General features: G+C 37.1%; 17 protein-coding genes. 4 read left to right on the top strand and 13 right to left on the bottom strand.

Annotated features, from left to right (window positions below; translation table 11 throughout):
* The first annotated feature begins 13 nt into the window (after window positions 1-13).
* A complete protein-coding gene (locus WC623_RS04895; RefSeq protein WP_372848529.1) occupies window positions 14-946 on the top strand; it encodes a LysR substrate-binding domain-containing protein in 933 nt (310 codons plus the stop codon).
* A gap of 72 nt (window positions 947-1,018) precedes the next feature.
* Here the strand turns inward: WC623_RS04895 and WC623_RS04890 are convergent, their stop codons facing one another.
* The 3 genes from WC623_RS04890 to WC623_RS04880 all read right to left on the bottom strand — a co-directional run bounded on the left by WC623_RS04890 (window position 1,019) and on the right by WC623_RS04880 (window position 2,568).
* Complete coding sequence (locus WC623_RS04890; protein WP_372848527.1) at window positions 1,019-1,624, bottom strand: superoxide dismutase; 606 nt, start codon at window positions 1,622-1,624, stop codon at window positions 1,019-1,021.
* A gap of 119 nt (window positions 1,625-1,743) precedes the next feature.
* Window positions 1,744-2,217, bottom strand: coding sequence for a nucleoside deaminase (locus WC623_RS04885; RefSeq protein WP_372848525.1), 474 nt, complete (start codon window positions 2,215-2,217; stop codon window positions 1,744-1,746).
* A gap of 15 nt (window positions 2,218-2,232) precedes the next feature.
* Window positions 2,233-2,568 carry a tRNA-binding protein gene (locus WC623_RS04880; protein WP_349783694.1) on the bottom strand — a complete coding sequence of 112 codons (336 nt, stop codon included), beginning with the start codon at window positions 2,566-2,568 and terminating at the stop codon, window positions 2,233-2,235.
* Between the two features lie 189 nt (window positions 2,569-2,757).
* Here WC623_RS04880 and WC623_RS04875 point away from each other — a divergent pair, with 189 nt between their 5' ends.
* On the top strand, window positions 2,758-3,942 hold the full coding sequence (locus tag WC623_RS04875; protein ID WP_372848523.1) for a class I SAM-dependent rRNA methyltransferase: 1,185 nt from the start codon (window positions 2,758-2,760) through the stop codon (window positions 3,940-3,942).
* 61 nt (window positions 3,943-4,003) lie between these two features.
* Here the strand turns inward: WC623_RS04875 and WC623_RS04870 are convergent, their stop codons facing one another.
* From WC623_RS04870 to WC623_RS04855, 4 genes are all read right to left on the bottom strand, one after another.
* Complete coding sequence (locus tag WC623_RS04870; RefSeq protein ID WP_372848521.1) at window positions 4,004-4,252, bottom strand: DUF6814 family protein; 249 nt, start codon at window positions 4,250-4,252, stop codon at window positions 4,004-4,006.
* An 11-nt stretch (window positions 4,253-4,263) separates the two neighbouring features.
* Window positions 4,264-5,808 carry an MFS transporter gene (locus WC623_RS04865; protein ID WP_372848519.1) on the bottom strand — a complete coding sequence of 515 codons (1,545 nt, stop codon included), beginning with the start codon at window positions 5,806-5,808 and terminating at the stop codon, window positions 4,264-4,266.
* Between the two features lie 181 nt (window positions 5,809-5,989).
* The gene (locus WC623_RS04860; protein WP_372848517.1) at window positions 5,990-7,039 is read right to left on the bottom strand and encodes a nucleoid-associated protein; all 1,050 of its coding nucleotides are present in this window, start codon (window positions 7,037-7,039) and stop codon (window positions 5,990-5,992) included.
* Window positions 7,040-7,048: 9 nt separating this feature from the next.
* Window positions 7,049-7,840, bottom strand: a complete 792-nt coding sequence (locus tag WC623_RS04855) for a TerC family protein (protein WP_372848515.1) — start codon at window positions 7,838-7,840, stop codon at window positions 7,049-7,051.
* A gap of 190 nt (window positions 7,841-8,030) precedes the next feature.
* Here WC623_RS04855 and aspS point away from each other — a divergent pair, with 190 nt between their 5' ends.
* Entirely contained in the window at window positions 8,031-9,776 is a 1,746-nt protein-coding gene (aspS, locus tag WC623_RS04850) for an aspartate--tRNA ligase (protein ID WP_372848513.1), read from the top strand.
* A 63-nt stretch (window positions 9,777-9,839) separates the two neighbouring features.
* Here the strand turns inward: aspS and WC623_RS04845 are convergent, their stop codons facing one another.
* The 6 genes from WC623_RS04845 to WC623_RS04820 all read right to left on the bottom strand — a co-directional run bounded on the left by WC623_RS04845 (window position 9,840) and on the right by WC623_RS04820 (window position 13,981).
* Window positions 9,840-10,286, bottom strand: coding sequence for a hypothetical protein (locus WC623_RS04845; RefSeq protein WP_372848511.1), 447 nt, complete (start codon window positions 10,284-10,286; stop codon window positions 9,840-9,842).
* Entirely contained in the window at window positions 10,270-10,656 is a 387-nt protein-coding gene (locus tag WC623_RS04840) for a phage holin family protein (RefSeq protein WP_372848509.1), read from the bottom strand. Before WC623_RS04840 ends, WC623_RS04845 begins: the two co-directional genes overlap by 17 nt.
* A gap of 32 nt (window positions 10,657-10,688) precedes the next feature.
* On the bottom strand, window positions 10,689-10,958 hold the full coding sequence (locus tag WC623_RS04835) for a YtxH domain-containing protein (protein WP_372848507.1): 270 nt from the start codon (window positions 10,956-10,958) through the stop codon (window positions 10,689-10,691).
* A gap of 253 nt (window positions 10,959-11,211) precedes the next feature.
* On the bottom strand, window positions 11,212-12,612 hold the full coding sequence (locus WC623_RS04830) for a sigma-54-dependent transcriptional regulator (RefSeq protein ID WP_372848505.1): 1,401 nt from the start codon (window positions 12,610-12,612) through the stop codon (window positions 11,212-11,214).
* Window positions 12,613-12,775: 163 nt separating this feature from the next.
* Entirely contained in the window at window positions 12,776-13,558 is a 783-nt protein-coding gene (locus WC623_RS04825; protein ID WP_372848503.1) for an enoyl-CoA hydratase/isomerase family protein, read from the bottom strand.
* A 3-nt stretch (window positions 13,559-13,561) separates the two neighbouring features.
* Window positions 13,562-13,981 (bottom strand): cobalamin B12-binding domain-containing protein, encoded by a 420-nt coding sequence (locus tag WC623_RS04820; protein WP_372848501.1) that lies wholly within the window; start codon window positions 13,979-13,981, stop codon window positions 13,562-13,564.
* 80 nt (window positions 13,982-14,061) lie between these two features.
* On the opposite strand from WC623_RS04820, the gene WC623_RS04815 reads away from it, so the two are divergent.
* Complete coding sequence (locus WC623_RS04815) at window positions 14,062-15,723, top strand: glutamine--tRNA ligase/YqeY domain fusion protein (protein ID WP_372848499.1); 1,662 nt, start codon at window positions 14,062-14,064, stop codon at window positions 15,721-15,723.
* Window positions 15,724-15,759: the final 36 nt, after the last annotated feature.

Here is a 15,759-nt window from a genome sequence, read left to right as displayed (position 1 = left end):
AAACTTTAGCTATATGACATTAGTTCAACTAGAATATATTGTGGCAGTAGATACCTATCGTAGTTTTGTAGGTGCGGCAGAAAAGTGTTTTGTTACCCAGCCGACCCTGAGCATGCAGGTACAAAAACTAGAGGAAATGTTGAATGTCAAAATCTTTGACCGCAGCAAACAACCTGTGATTCCAACCGAAATTGGTAGCCAGATTATAGAACAGGCACGTATTGTACTTCAAGAAAGTCAGAAGATAAAAGAAATTATTAGTGACCAACAGCAGGAGGTTACAGGCGAACTTAAGGTTGGAATTATCCCTACCGTCGCTCCTTACTTATTGCCAAAGGTCATCGCTGCCATGATGGAGAAATATCCTGATTTAAAACTCGACATTTGGGAATATACGACTGAAGACATTATTCATCATTTAAAAACAGGAGTTCTGGACTGTGGGATTATGGCAACACCGTTGGGCGACAATGCGCTTAATGAACAGCCTCTTTATTATGAAAACTTTGTTACTTACATCAGCAAAATCAGCAAATTATATAAAAAGAAGACTATTGATGCTGATGATCTGGAAAGTGAAAATATCTGGCTGCTAAATGAAGGTCATTGTATGCGATCGCAAGTCTTAAATATTTGCCGTTCTACTAAGCAAAATCGACTTCAAGGCCTAACCTACAATACAGGCAGTGTAGAAACACTGATCAGAATGGTCGATGTGAACAATGGTGCTACATTATTACCTGAATTAGCATTAGAGGAACTAAGCAGCAAACAATTGAGCAAGGTAAGACACTTTAAAGCCCCTGAACCCGTTAGGGAGATTAGCCTGGCAACTCACAAAAACTTCATTAAGAAAAGAATGTTAAATGCTTTAAAAGAGGAAATCCTGGCTGTTATTCCAAAAGCCATGAAGCAGAAAAAGAAAAAAGATATAGTGGGCATATAAAACAAGAAGGCGGATATAAAATTACATCCGCCTTCTTCATATATATTGTTCCTGTAGTATACAGGTAATAAATTAAGCTTTTTTGAAACGCTCAGCTACAGCATCCCAGTTTACAACGCTCCAGAAAGCAGCGATATAATCAGGACGTCTGTTCTGATATTTCAGGTAGTAAGCATGCTCCCATACGTCCATTCCTAAAATTGGTGTTCCTTTAACCTCAGCAATGTCCATTAAAGGGTTATCCTGATTAGGAGTTGAAGAAACAACTAATTTTTTATCAGCACCAACGCTTAACCAAGCCCATCCTGAACCAAAACGAGTTGCACCAGCTTCAGCAAATTTAGTTTTGAAATCAGCGAATGAACCAAATGCAGCATTGATTGCATCAGCAAGCTCACCTTTAGGTTCGCCACCTTTGTTCGGGCCAATTACTTCCCAGAATAAAGAGTGGTTGTAATGACCACCACCATTGTTTCTTACCGCCGCAGGCTGTTTAGAAATATTTTTAATGATTTCTTCAATACTCTGATTTGCATCAGGCTTACCTTCTAAAGCTTTATTTAGATTTGTAACATAAGCCTGGTGATGTTTACCATGGTGAATTTCCATAGTTTGTTTATCGATATGCGGTTCTAATGCGTCTGTAGCGTATGGTAACGCAGGTAATTCAAAAGCCATATTATTATGATTTAAGTTTAAATATTTATTTAATTTATGTCTTATAGATCTTCACCTACAAGGCTTCAACAGCAAATATAACAAACGGGAGTTAAGTTTTGTTCAATCCTATGTCAAGTTTAGCTTCTTTTATTTTCGAAAAACTTTTTCATTAAAGTTCCACATTCCTGTGCCAAAACTCCACTCCGCAATACTGTCTTAGGATGCAGCAGGTTAGCATTTTTTGTAGTAAACCCTCTTTTAGGTTCGGGTGCACCATAAACTATTTTCCCAATCTGAGTCCAGTAACTTGCACCAGCACACATCACGCAAGGCTCAATGGTCACATACAAAGTACATTCTTTCAAATATTTCCCTCCAAGGGTTTGTGCCGCCGCTGTAAAAGCTTGCATTTCTGCATGAGCAGTTACATCATTTAACTGTTCGGTCAAATTGAAACCACGGCCTACAATACGGCCTCTACACACGACTATCGCGCCTATTGGAATTTCCTCGGCATCAAACGCCTTTTGTGCTTCTTGCAGAGCCAATCGCATGTAATGTTCATCTTCTGCACCAGGATTCTCTTCCTCTGAAAAATTGTAAAAACTCATGCTCCAAAGATAGCATTATATCATTTTACTCCCATTAGGCACTTTACCATTTAAGGTAGTCAAAACGATATCTCCATTTTCGTCTGCGAAACCGGTAACCAAAAACTCTGACATGAATTTACCAATCTGCTTTTTAGGGAAATTTACCACTCCTACAATCTGCCTTCCTATCAATTCTTCTTTTGTGTATAATGCAGTAATCTGCGCACTACTCATTTTAATACCAAAGTCTCCAAAGTCAACCTTTACTTTATAAGCCGGTTTACGTGCTTCCGGATAGTCTAAAACTTCTAAAATTGTACCTGCTCTTAGTTCGACCTTCTCAAAATCATTCCATGTTATTTCATCCATGAGCTAAAATTACAAATGCAAAAGCAATTAACCTAGGCTCAAAGCCGAACGGAACACAACGCTATCTGATACCAGTTTTTTTCCTTTTCAAAAAATTAGTTTCTCAGAGGAGACCTAGGCACTGTTGCCCTTCAGCAACAGATGCCAGACTCCGAAGAGAATACTAATTTTTTCTATTACTTTTGCTCCATGATCGATGTAATACTAAAAAAAGGCAAAGAGAAAGCTGCCGTACTGCGCCACCCATGGATTTTTTCTGGTGCTATTGATAGAATTAAAGGGAAACCAGTTAACGGTGAAATTGTGACAGTAAGATCGGCAGAAAGAGAATTCCTTGCCTATGCTTATTACAACGATCAATCAAGAGTTGCCTTACGCTTATTGGAATGGGATGAAAATACTACAATAGACAAGACGTGGTATGCACAAAAAATAAAAGATGCAATTGCAGCTCGTTCCCATATATTGGACTTTCAAACAAATACCTGCAGATTAGTTTTTAGTGAAGCGGATTTTCTACCTGGACTTATTGTAGATAAATATGCAGACTTTTTATCCTTACAGGTGCTGAGCGCAGGGATAGAAGCTGTACAAGGCGACATTATTGATATTTTAAGACAAGAGTTAAATCCTAAAGGAATATTCGACAAGAGTGACGCTGGCGCTCGTAAACACGAAAATCTGGAGCCTGTGCAAGGCTTATTATGGGGAGAAAATCCTCCTGAATTTATTGAAGTAAAGGAGAATGGGATTCTTTATCACATCAACATCGCTGATGGACAAAAATCTGGCTTTTATTGTGATCAGCGTGAAAACAGGCAAATCCTTGCGGCCTACACAAAAGACAAAATAGTCCTTGATTGTTTCTGCTACAGCGGAGGTTTCAGTTTAAATAGCTTAAAATATGAGGCGGCACATGTAACCAGTGTAGACAGCTCTGCTCTGGCTATTGAAACATTACAACATAATCTTGAGTTAAATGGCTTTAATAAGGAAAAGCAAGAATGCATTCAATCTGATGTAAACAAACAACTTCGTTTGTTTAAGGAAGAAGGAAAGACTTTTGATGTACTGGTACTAGACCCACCTAAGTATGCACCATCAAGATCAGCTTTAGACCGTGCTGCAAGAGCTTATAAAGATTTAAATAGGTTAGGCATGCATTTACTTAAAAAGGGGGGTATACTTGCTACATTCTCGTGCTCTGGCGCTGTAGATCTGGAAACTTTTAAGCAAATCATCGCATGGGCAGCATTGGACGCCGGCAGAGAGGTCCAGATCATTAAACAATTTCACCAACCCGAAGATCACCCTGTAAGAATTTCCTTTCCAGAGGGTGAATACTTGAAAGGATTATTATTAAGAGTATTGTAAGCTAAATGCTCCAATAAAAAACCCCTTTATCATTATGATAAAGGGGTTTTTTATTGGAGTCCTAAAGACTTTCATCATCAGGTAATTTATCATACTCTCCTTTTAAGGCATAATAGCCAAATATCACTACTCCAGCACAAATTGGGATGAAGATAAATAATATAATCCCCCATTGTAATGCTGTATTCGTTTTATTTACTCCTTCTTCTGCCAATCCTATTTTTTCAAAGGCCTGAAGAAATAAAAATATAATTGATGCCGGACCAAGTATGATCCAAACTAATCCTAATGCTTTTTTTAATGCGTTCATGAGCTGAATGTTTAATGGTTTTCTGAATCAGCCTCGTTATGATCAGGCCTTTTATTAGATAAATATACTGCACCAATTACTAAGCTTAATGCGGCAATACCAATCGGATACCATAAACCAGATAAAGGTGTAGAACCTGAGAAACTTGCGATAAGCGTAGCAATGAATGGAACAAGTCCACCAAATACACCATTGCCAATATGATAAGGTAACGACATAGATGTATATCTGATCTTAGTAGGGAACAACTCTACCAAAAACGCTGCTATTGGACCATACACCATTGTTACCAACAAAATCTGGAAGAAAATCAGGAAAACAAACTTCCAGAAAACAGGTGATGAAAGCTTCTTGTCTTTATGTACTTCGGGCAACTCAACTGCAGTTTTAGTCGCGTCTGCAAATTTAGTGTGAGATTGTACCTTTTGAAATGATGCTCCATTTAATAAGGTAACAGTAGAAGTAGTTGTAATCAAGCTATCGGCCGTTCCTGCAACAGCAGTCCGGGTTACTACAGGGTTTGTTACTTCAGCTATATCTCTTTGTTCGATTTTAGTAAAATCTGTATCGTCAAGAAACATCTGATATATTGGACGGTAAAATATTACGCCCAGTAACATACCAGTGAGCATAATCCACTTTCTACCTACCTTATCACTCCATGAACCAAAGATTACAAAGAAAGGTGTTGCAAATGCAATCCCCCATAAAAGGATGTATCTGGAATCATTAAAATCGACATGACAGGTGTTTTCAATAAAGGATTGTGCATAAAACTGCCCTGTATACCAAATCACCCCCTGACCCATCGTTGCACCAAAGAGCGCAAGAAGCACCATTTTAAAATTCGCTTTATTATTGAAACTCTCTTTCAGTGGGTTTTTGGATACTTTTCCTTCCGACTTTAACTTGCTGAAAGCAGGAGATTCGTGCATTTTCATCCTGATGTATATAGATACACCTACTAATGCAATTGAAAGTAAGAAAGGAATTCTCCAACCCCAGTCGGCAAAATTCTCAGCACCTACAATATTCTTAGTTAAAACAATAACTCCCAATGACAAGAATAATCCACCAGTTGCTGTTGTTTGAATCCAACTGGTAAAAAAGCCTCGTTTATTGGCAGGAGCATGTTCTGCAACATATGTAGCTGCACCTCCGTATTCTCCACCAAGGGCAAGTCCTTGAACTAATCTAAGAATAAGCACCAGAATTGGGGCTGCATATCCAATACTTGAATAAGAAGGAATTAGTCCGATCAGGAATGTAGAGCCACCCATCAATACTAGCGTAAGCAGAAAAGTATATTTTCTACCAATAAGATCTCCTAAGCGACCGAAAAATAACGCTCCGAATGGCCGCACAATAAATCCGGCGGCAAAAATGGCTAATGTGTTAATTAATGCAGATGCTCCAGCATCTGCGGGAAATAATTGTGATCCGATAATAAGGGCAAGACTTCCAAAAATATAAAAATCATACCATTCAATTAGCGTCCCCAAAGAGGAGGCGCCAATAACTTTAAAAATACTGCTTTGTTGTGGTTCTTGGCTCATACTTGGTTTAAAAGGTTTACTTAAAAAATAAATCTACAATTTATTCACCAATGATAAGCATAGCATTTTCATAAAAGTATTAAAGTTATTTTATTATTTTTCGGATTGTCGAAATAATCACCCTCTTTCTTTAACAATTTCGTATTATTATAAGGATCTCTTAAAATAGATTCCTTAAATTTTACTCCTCTTCTCTAAAAAATACTTTGTAATAGTTCATGGATTTATCATCATCAAAGCCTTTTTCAATGAGTTCCTTATCACCATGAATATAAATATGGAAGTTCTTATCTAGCTTTAAAACACTTTTATATGCTCTTGTCTGTTTTTTTACAGCAGCTCCTGAAATATCAAAGCTATCTGGAATCGGCTGATCAAACTCCTCTTCGAAGTTCTTCTTGTAATTCTTAAAAGACTCAATACCTTCGGCATTACCAATAACTTCATTAGAAAATTCATCCAGATCAAAGCTTTCCTTTTCTTTGAAATATTTCATGGATTTATTAAGTAAATCAATTTTATCCGCCTTTGAGATGTCAAACTCTTCGTCCAGTTTCTCTGTTACAAAGTTTTTGTATACTCCTAAAACACTTGCCGTCTGGTTAAAACTATCATTTCTGATTTTGAGTTTCAAAAACTCATCTTTCCAGTATATAGCATCCGCACTTCTCTGATCAATTACCGCAACTTTAAAACCTTCTTCCTTATCTGTGTTGAAGATTAAACATCCTTTATCCAGTTTATTAATATTGATCGCTTCTTGCTCATAACTTAATCCAAAACCATCCTGCTCGGGAAAAACCTTAAGGTAACTCTCCTTTGTTTCTGATTTGAAAATCCCAATAGCATCATGAAGCTCTCCTTCGATCTGTACATTCTCAAAGTAGGCTACGTAAAGCTCACCTGGTTTAATTTTGGGATGCCCTGAAACATCATACAGATATTTAGCCAGCTGTTTACTATTCTCGTGAAAAGTCTCGCCATTGGCAAATATCTCTGAAGCAAAATGATAAGCTTCGTTCAGATTTAAATCTCCGTTAGGATGGATAAAGCGGTATACTTCATTTACCTTCTCATATGGACTTAAAAAGTATTGTTGTAATAAATTACTTAAAGTAATGTCTCTGATCGCAATTGATTTCTCAGACAATACATAAAACTCATCCTCGGATTTGTTTCCGATACGGTGTATAGATAATTCGGCCAAAGAGGCCTCAAAAAAAGAAATCATTCAGAAAATTTACGCGTTGGTTTCGTTACTATTCGGTGTATTACGAAGTTCAACTGGTTTCTTCGCATTTTTCTTCATCTTCAAGTTCAACATTTCTACCAAAATAGAGAAAGCCATTGCAAAATAGATATATCCTTTTGGTATGTGTTGGTCAAAGCCTTCTGCCAATAGCGAAACGCCTATTAGTAAAAGGAAAGATAAAGCCAGCATTTTTACTGTAGGGTGGTTATTTACAAAATTACTAATAGCACTTGCCGAAATCATCATGATAATTACCGCGATAACAACAGCTGCAATCATAATTTCAACGTGGTCTGCCATACCAACAGCTGTAATTACTGAGTCTAAAGAGAATACAATGTCCAATAAAAGGATTTGTACAATCACTCCACTAAAGGAATATACTTTGCCTTTGATTTGCTTTTCTTCCTCACTTTCTAGCTTATCATGAATCTCATGGGTGCTTTTATAGATCAGGAATAAACCTCCAATAATCAAGATCAAATCACGACCAGATATCGCCAGTTTTTCCAGCCATTCTGAATCCTCTATATTTAAAATTCCACCCAGGTTAAATAAGGGTGCGGTTAGCGACATTACCCAGGTAAGGGACAAAAGTAGTAAGACACGGGTAATCATAGCTAAAGCTAAACCGATCTGACGGCCTTTCTTTTGCTGATGTTCAGGCAGCTTACCTGATAAAATAGAGATAAAAATAATGTTATCTATTCCTAAAACGATCTCAAGAACGGTTAGGGTTAATAATGAGATCCAGGCCTCAGGGCTACTTAAAAGTTCCATATTTAGATTTATGTGTACGAAGATAAAAAACAATATTATAAAATACGTCTACGTAAGCATACAAACATTACAATATTTTTAAAATATCATGTCTTCCTTGAAATATTTCTAATATAACAGCTTAAATTCATTGACGTTTGAAATATGTGGCTCAAAATGAATATTTTTGCCACCTAATACTTTAATAATAATGTTAAGAACAACTACTTGCGGCGCTTTAACCATTAAGAACCTGGGAGAAAATGTAACCCTGTGTGGCTGGGTGCAGAAATCAAGAGATTTAGGAGGAATGACTTTTATCGATCTTCGTGATAGATATGGCATAACCCAATTGGTTTTCAATATGGATGATAACCGTGAATTGTGCGAATCAGCCCGTAATCTAGGCCGTGAATTTGTAATCAAAGCAGTAGGACAAGTAGTAGAGCGATCTAACAAAAACCTTAAAATACCAACTGGTGAAGTGGAAATTAAAATTACTGCATTAGAAATACTGAATGCAGCCAAACTACCTCCCTTCATGATTGAAGATGAAACAGATGGTGGCGATGATTTACGCATGAAATACCGTTACCTGGATTTACGTAGAAATCCGGTTCGTAACAACATGATTTTACGTCATAAAATGGCTCAGGCCGTTCGTCGTTATTTAGACAAACTTGATTTTATTGAGGTAGAAACTCCTGTATTGATCAAGTCCACTCCAGAAGGAGCCAGAGATTTTGTGGTACCAAGCAGAATGAACGAAGGTCAGTTTTATGCTCTTCCTCAATCGCCGCAAACCTTTAAACAATTATTAATGGTTTCTGGCTTTGACCGTTATTTCCAAATCGTAAAATGTTTTAGAGATGAGGACTTACGTGCCGACAGACAACCTGAATTTACACAGATTGACTGCGAAATGTCGTTCATTGAGCAAGAAGACATCTTAAATACTTTTGAAGGACTGATCCGTACTTTGTTTAAAGAATTGAAAAATTTTGATTTGCCAGAGGTTCAGAGAATGCAATATGCTGATGCAATGCGTTTATATGGGTCTGATAAACCTGATACACGTTTTGAAATGCAGTTTGTGGAACTGAATGAGGTGGTTAAAGGAAAAGACTTCCCTGTTTTTGATAGTGCCGAGCTAGTAATAGGCATTAATGCGGCCGGATGCGCTGGTTATACCAGAAAACAGATGGATGAGCTGACCGATTTCATTAAACGCCCTCAAATCGGCGCCACTGGCCTGATTTATATGAGACATAATGAAGATGGCTCTTTAAAATCGTCGGTAGACAAGTTTTACAATGAAGAAGAACTTCAAAAATGGTCTGCAGCTTTAAATACAAAGCCCGGTGATTTGGTATTGCTAATGGCCGGCACAACAGATAAAGTACGTAAGCAATTAAGCGAGTTACGCCTTGAAATGGGTACCCGTTTAGGTTTACGTGATAAGAGCAAATTCAGTGCACTATGGGTTCTTGATTTCCCGCTATTGGAATGGGATGAGGAGTCAGAGCGTTACCATGCTATGCACCACCCTTTTACTTCGCCTAAACCAGAAGACATTTCTTTATTAGATACTGACCCAGGAAACGTGAGGGCTAATGCTTATGACATGGTGGTTAATGGCACTGAAATAGGCGGTGGTTCAATCCGTATCCACGACAGAGCCCTTCAATCATTAATGTTCAAACACTTAGGGTTCTCTACAGAAGAAGCTCAAAAACAGTTTGGCTTCTTAATGGACGCATTTGAATTTGGGGCACCTCCACATGGTGGAATTGCATTCGGCTTTGATAGACTATGCTCCATTTTTGCAGAATTAGATACCATTCGTGACGTCATTGCTTTCCCTAAAAATAACTCAGGAAGAGATGTTATGATCGATAGCCCTTCTACAATTGATGAAAAACAAATGAATGAATTGAAAATAAAATCAACTGTTTAATCTCTTAGATTAAGCACTATAATAAAAAACGCCAGACAATATGCCTGGCGTTTTTTATTAAATTTAATACGTTTCGCTATCTGGTGGAATGCCATAATCTACCTGTTGAGAAATTTCGGATCTCTTGGTCTTTTTAGAGCCTCCAAACCATGATTTCACAGAATTAAATATCGCAGATAAATGTTCAGCATCTAAAGCTTTACCAAATTTATTTGAAGCCAGACCTACAAGTGTTTTAGTTAAAAAACCTGAGCCTTTAAATATCGTACTGTTCATTAAAAAAGGCAGAAACATAGACATAAGACTACTACTGATATTAAATTTATCGTCTATTTTAAGGAAAGCCGAAGGGGTTGCATACTTTTTGATTAAGCTACCTAATGTAAACTGATTAATATAAGCTTTACTGTCTTTCAACAATAATTCGCCCTTTACCTGGTGCTCATATTTTAAGCTATTCACCATGGCATGCAATTCATCAATGTTGTTTATGTTATATCTTCTGATCATTTTCTTCTTCTTCCTTATCAGCAAGTTTGTTAAAATAATTTCTTATAGTAAAGTTAACTATCGCCTTTTCAATATATTTCTCTTTAGTATAGTACACAATAATCGCTAACACAAGATAAATTAAAGCGACACAACCAAAACCACGAGTAAAACTACCCAGTACATCAGATAGAAACAGGGCTAAGGTGAAAGTTCCAAATAAAAAGGCTAATACAAAACATACAATAACCAAAGCATTTGTTACAACATCTGCAAAAATCTTAGAAACCTTTTCTACCAAATAAAGTCTGGTATACTCTGTCCTGATTTCTATATAGTCCTTCGCATCTTTGATTAAATCCTCAATATTCTTTTCTTTATTTTCCTGCATCGTTAATTAGCTTTAGCTAGGTATTATTATATTTAAGCATGTTCCAAATCATCATCCACAAACTCTTCTCCCGTCTGATGAAGTTTGTTTTTAACAGAAGTAACCACTTTATCTTTTAAATTACCAAGGTTGTTGATTTCATCTATAGCTTTATCTTTAATTGAATCTCCAAGATCCTTTAAAGACTGGCTTAGTCTGTCTCTGGTTTCACTTCCCTTTTCAGGCGCAAAAAGTAACCCCAATGCGGTGCCGGCAGCCAAACCTACCAATAGTCCAACTAATACTTTCGAATTATCATTCATAACTTTTTAAATTTTTGGTTTAATAATATATTAATATTCCGCAACACCACTCTTATAACTTCATGTGTCGGGAAATTGTTTTTAATTTCTCCCTTTTTCCTCAATTGTAAAGCTTAGAGCTTGATTATTACACTATAAAATATATAGGTAAAACAATCATATAGGAATGAATAAGCATTGGTATTCCGATAATGATCACACCAATAACTAAGCCAATTAACGGTTCATTTAAGTAAAAACTATCAGCAAATTGTTATTTTTCAAGATTGATCGCTCTCATTTTATTATAAAGCGTTTTGCGATCAATATTCAGAATTTTAGCAGCTTTGGTTTTATTGAAATTAACTTCTCTTAAAACCTTCAAAATAGCCTCGTATTCTGCCTCTTGGGCAGCATTTTTAAGATCTCTAGGCCTTTCTGAACGTGACATAGTTGTTTCTATCGCATTTGCCTTTGCATAAGTTGAAATCTCTAAAGGAAGTGCTTTAAGTTGAATTTCCTGAGACTCCGTTAACAGGGTCGCTCTTCGAATTACATTTTTTAGCTCCCTCACATTACCTGGCCAATTATACGTTAAAAAACACTCCTCAACCTCTTGTGAAAAACCAAGTACACTTCTACTCAGCTCCTGATTCGCAACTTCAAGAAAGGTATTTGCAAAAATTAAAATATCTCTTCCGCGTTGACTTAAAGGTGGTAAATCAATGGAAAACTCATTAAATCGATGATATAAATCTTCCCTGAATTTTCCTTTTTGAATAGCATGAGCAAGATTTTCATTGGTTGCAACAATAATCCGAACATCAAGATCAATCTCTTTTGTACTTCCAATGCGCTTAATTTTACGCTCTTGAACCGTTCTAAGCAATGCTGCCTGAATGTCGTAAGAAAGATTTCCTACCTCATCAAGAAAAAGTGTACCCCCATTTGCCATTTCAAAATGGCCTATCTTGGTATATAATGCACCAGTAAAAGAGCCTTTCTCATGTCCAAAAAACTCACTACCAGCAAGCTCTTTTGTTAAAGAACCACAGTCCATCGCAACAAAAGGCATATCCCGCCTAGGACTATTCAAATGGATTGCTTTTGCAACCGATTCCTTTCCTGTTCCACTTTCACCAGTTAAAATTACACTGTAAGAAGTTGGAGCAACCAATTCAATTTGCTTTAACAAATGCTTTGAAGCACTACTTTGACCTGCGACAAAATTGTCTGACTGACTATATATCTGTTTTTGAATTCTATTTTTAGGCGCCTCTGAAGTATCTGCTGGAGGTCCAGCATTTAGTGCCATCTGTGTTTCTATTGATTTATTAATCGTATTCAGAATCTCATCAGGATATAAAGGCTTTGTGATATAATCATAGGCCCCTAGTTTAATCAACTCAACTGCCAGCTTTATATCTGAATATCCTGTTATAATAATAACCCCTGTCCTGGGGTATTTTTCTTTAATTTTGATGAGCATTTCTTTACCATCAGTATCTTCCAAGCGGTAATCGCATAACACTAAGTCATAATACTCTTTGGATAGATATTCCATCGCTGAAACACCACTAGTAGCTGTTGAGACACTAAATGAATTTCGAGTTAAAAATTTAGATAACAGGATCCCAATATTTATTTCATCGTCAACGATTAATATTTTTCTCATAGATATTTACTGAATATTGTTGAGATAAATATAGCTAGTTTTTTTGTTATGGGAAATATTTTCTACACATTTTGCAAATCCCTCCCCCAATGAACTCTATAGATTTCATATAAGCTATACAAAAAATTAAGAAAGAAAACCAATATTAAAGCTACAAAAGAGCCTATTTACCAGAAAAAACCGGCTTTCTCTTTTCTAAAAAAGCAGATGTACCTTCTTTAAAATCCTCTGTATTAAAACACTTGCCAAATTCATTGATTTCTGTTTCAAATCCATTTACATCAAAAGAGAAGGTTGAATTGACAGATTTTATGGCGGCCGCAACGGCTAAAGGAGCTCGTTGTTTAATCTTATTTAGAATTTCTTCAGCTTTTGCAATCAGGTCAGCCTGAGGTACTACATGATTAACTAATCCAATTTCTAATGCCTGATCCGCAGAAATCATATCTGCAGTTGCAATCATTTCAATAGCCTTTCCTTTACCAACAACCTGGGTAAGTCTTTGTGTTCCACCATAGCCAGGAATCAATCCTAATGATACTTCTGGAAGACCTAACTTTGCATTATCTGATGCAACACGAATATGACATGCTAAAGCAAGTTCTAACCCACCTCCCAAAGCAAAGCCATTAACAGCCGCAACTATAGGTTTAGGGCAATTTTCAATGGCATTAAAAACCTTTTCCTGACCTGTTCTTGCTAATGATTCTCCTTGCTCAGCATTATAACTTGAGAATTCAGATATATCTGCCCCTGCCACAAAAGCTTTTTCACCTGCACCTGTTAAAAGAATCCCTCTAATCTCATCCTGAGTTACTGCAAATGAAATCACATCCGATAATTCAGCAAGGGTTGCTTTATTTAAAGCATTAAGCTTTTGCTCTCTATTGATAGTGATGTATAAAATCTGCTCCTTTACTTCTGATAAAATGTTCTGGTATGCCATATTCTAAAAATTTCTATGTTCAGTAACCCAACTTTTAATATAATTCACAATAGATTCCATAGTTGTTCCCGGAGCAAATAGTTCTCCTACACCGATCTCTTTTAACTTTTCCATATCTCCCTCAGGTATAATCCCACCTCCGGTTAGTAAAACATCCGTAACGTTCTTTTGCTTCATTACCGCGATGATCTTTGGAAAAACAGTCATATGTGCTCCAGATAAGATGGATACTCCAATGGCGTCCACATCCTCTTGTAATGCAGCGTTTACTACCATTTCAGGAGTTTGGCGCAATCCTGTATAAATCACCTCCATACCAGCGTCCCTTAAAGAGGTAGCAATTACTTTTGCTCCCCTATCATGGCCATCCAATCCAACCTTTGCCACTAAAACCCGAATAGGTCTTTTTAATGCATTGCTCATATTTTATGCTAATAAGTAGGCTGTAAATGTAAGTAAATTAGCGGTTTTATGTTAACTTTGGCTAAAAATTTACAGCTTATATGAGTGAGGAAAAATCATTGAACTTTATTGAAGAGATCATTGAGAACGATTTGAATAGCGGAAAATACAAAACGTTAATTACCCGTTTTCCACCTGAACCGAATGGATACTTACATATCGGTCATGCCAAAGCTATTTGCTTAAACTTCGGTTTAACGCAGAAATACGGAGGCTATACTAATCTGAGGTTTGATGATACAAACCCCATAACCGAAAAAACCGAATATGTGGACAGCCAGCAAGCCGACATTAAATGGCTTGGATTTGAGTGGAAAAATGAACTTTATACTTCTGATTACTTTGACACGCTTTATGGCTATGCCATTACGCTGATTGAAAAGGGCTTAGCCTATGTTGACCATAGCACTGCAGAAGAAATGGCCACATTAAAGGGCACGCCTACTGAAGCAGGAAAAGATAGTCCTTACCGTAACCGTAGCATTGAAGAAAATCTGGATTTGTTTACACGCATGAAAAATGGTGAGTTTGAGGATGGCACCTGTACCTTACGAGCTAAGATCGATATGGCCAGCCCAAATATGATCATGCGCGATCCTGTTATTTACCGCATAAAACATGCGGAGCATCACCGAACAGGCAATAAATGGTGCATCTATCCGATGTATGATTTTGCACACGGTCAGAGTGATAGCATTGAAACCATTACACACTCTATTTGTACATTAGAATATGTTTCTCACAGAGAATTATACGACTGGTGTATAGAAAAGCTAGAGATTTATCCGTCAAAACAATATGAATTTGCACGTTTAAATCTGTCATACACCGTAATGAGCAAGCGTAAATTGCTACAACTGGTTAATGACGGTGTAGTAAGTGGGTGGGATGATCCGAGAATGCCAACAGTAAGTGGACTGAGAAGACGTGGTTACACTCCTGAAAGCATTCGTGAGTTTTGTGAGCGGATTGGTATTGCCAAACGTGAAAACCTAATTGAACTTAGCTTATTGGAATTCTGTGTCCGTGAACATTTGAATAAAATTGCTAACCGCGTAATGGCTGTTCTAGACCCAATAAAGTTGATTATCACCAATTACCCTGAAGGAAAAGAAGAGGTATTAATTGGGGAGAATAACCCTGAGGCTGAAGATAAAGGAGGGACCCGTGAAATCCCTTTCAGTAATGAGTTATGGATTGAGCGTGAAGATTTCATGGAAGAGCCGGCAAAGAAATGGTTCAGACTTGCTCCAGATGCAATGGTTAGACTTAAGCATGCCTACATTGTTAAATGTGAAAACTTTGTAAAAGACATTGATGGAAATGTAACGGAAATACACTGTAGTTATATCCCAGAGTCAAAAAGTGGTGAGGATACCAGTGGAATCAATGTGAAAGGAACAATCCATTGGGTAAGCACTAAACATGCAAAACGCGCGGAGATCAGAATGTATGATCGTTTGTTCTCCGTAGAATCTCCTGATGGCGAAGAAGGTGACTTTAAAGACTATCTGAACCCAAATAGCATAGAAGTAATCAAAGAGGCTTATATCGAGCCCTACCTAGCTACTGCCGATAAAGATGCAAGGTATCAATTCATCAGAAAGGGTTACTACTGCCTGGACAAAGATTCAACACCGGAGCATTTGATATTTAACCGTACAGTATCTTTAAAAGATGCCTGGGCGAAAGCGAAGAAATAAGTATAGAAAGTATTTAGATTTTAGTAGTTAGATTTG

This window comes from Pedobacter sp., assembly GCF_041645105.1.
GTDB lineage: Bacteria > Bacteroidota > Bacteroidia > Sphingobacteriales > Sphingobacteriaceae > Pedobacter.
Note: the sequence above shows the minus strand (reverse complement) of the source record. Positions and strands in the feature narration are given on the sequence as shown.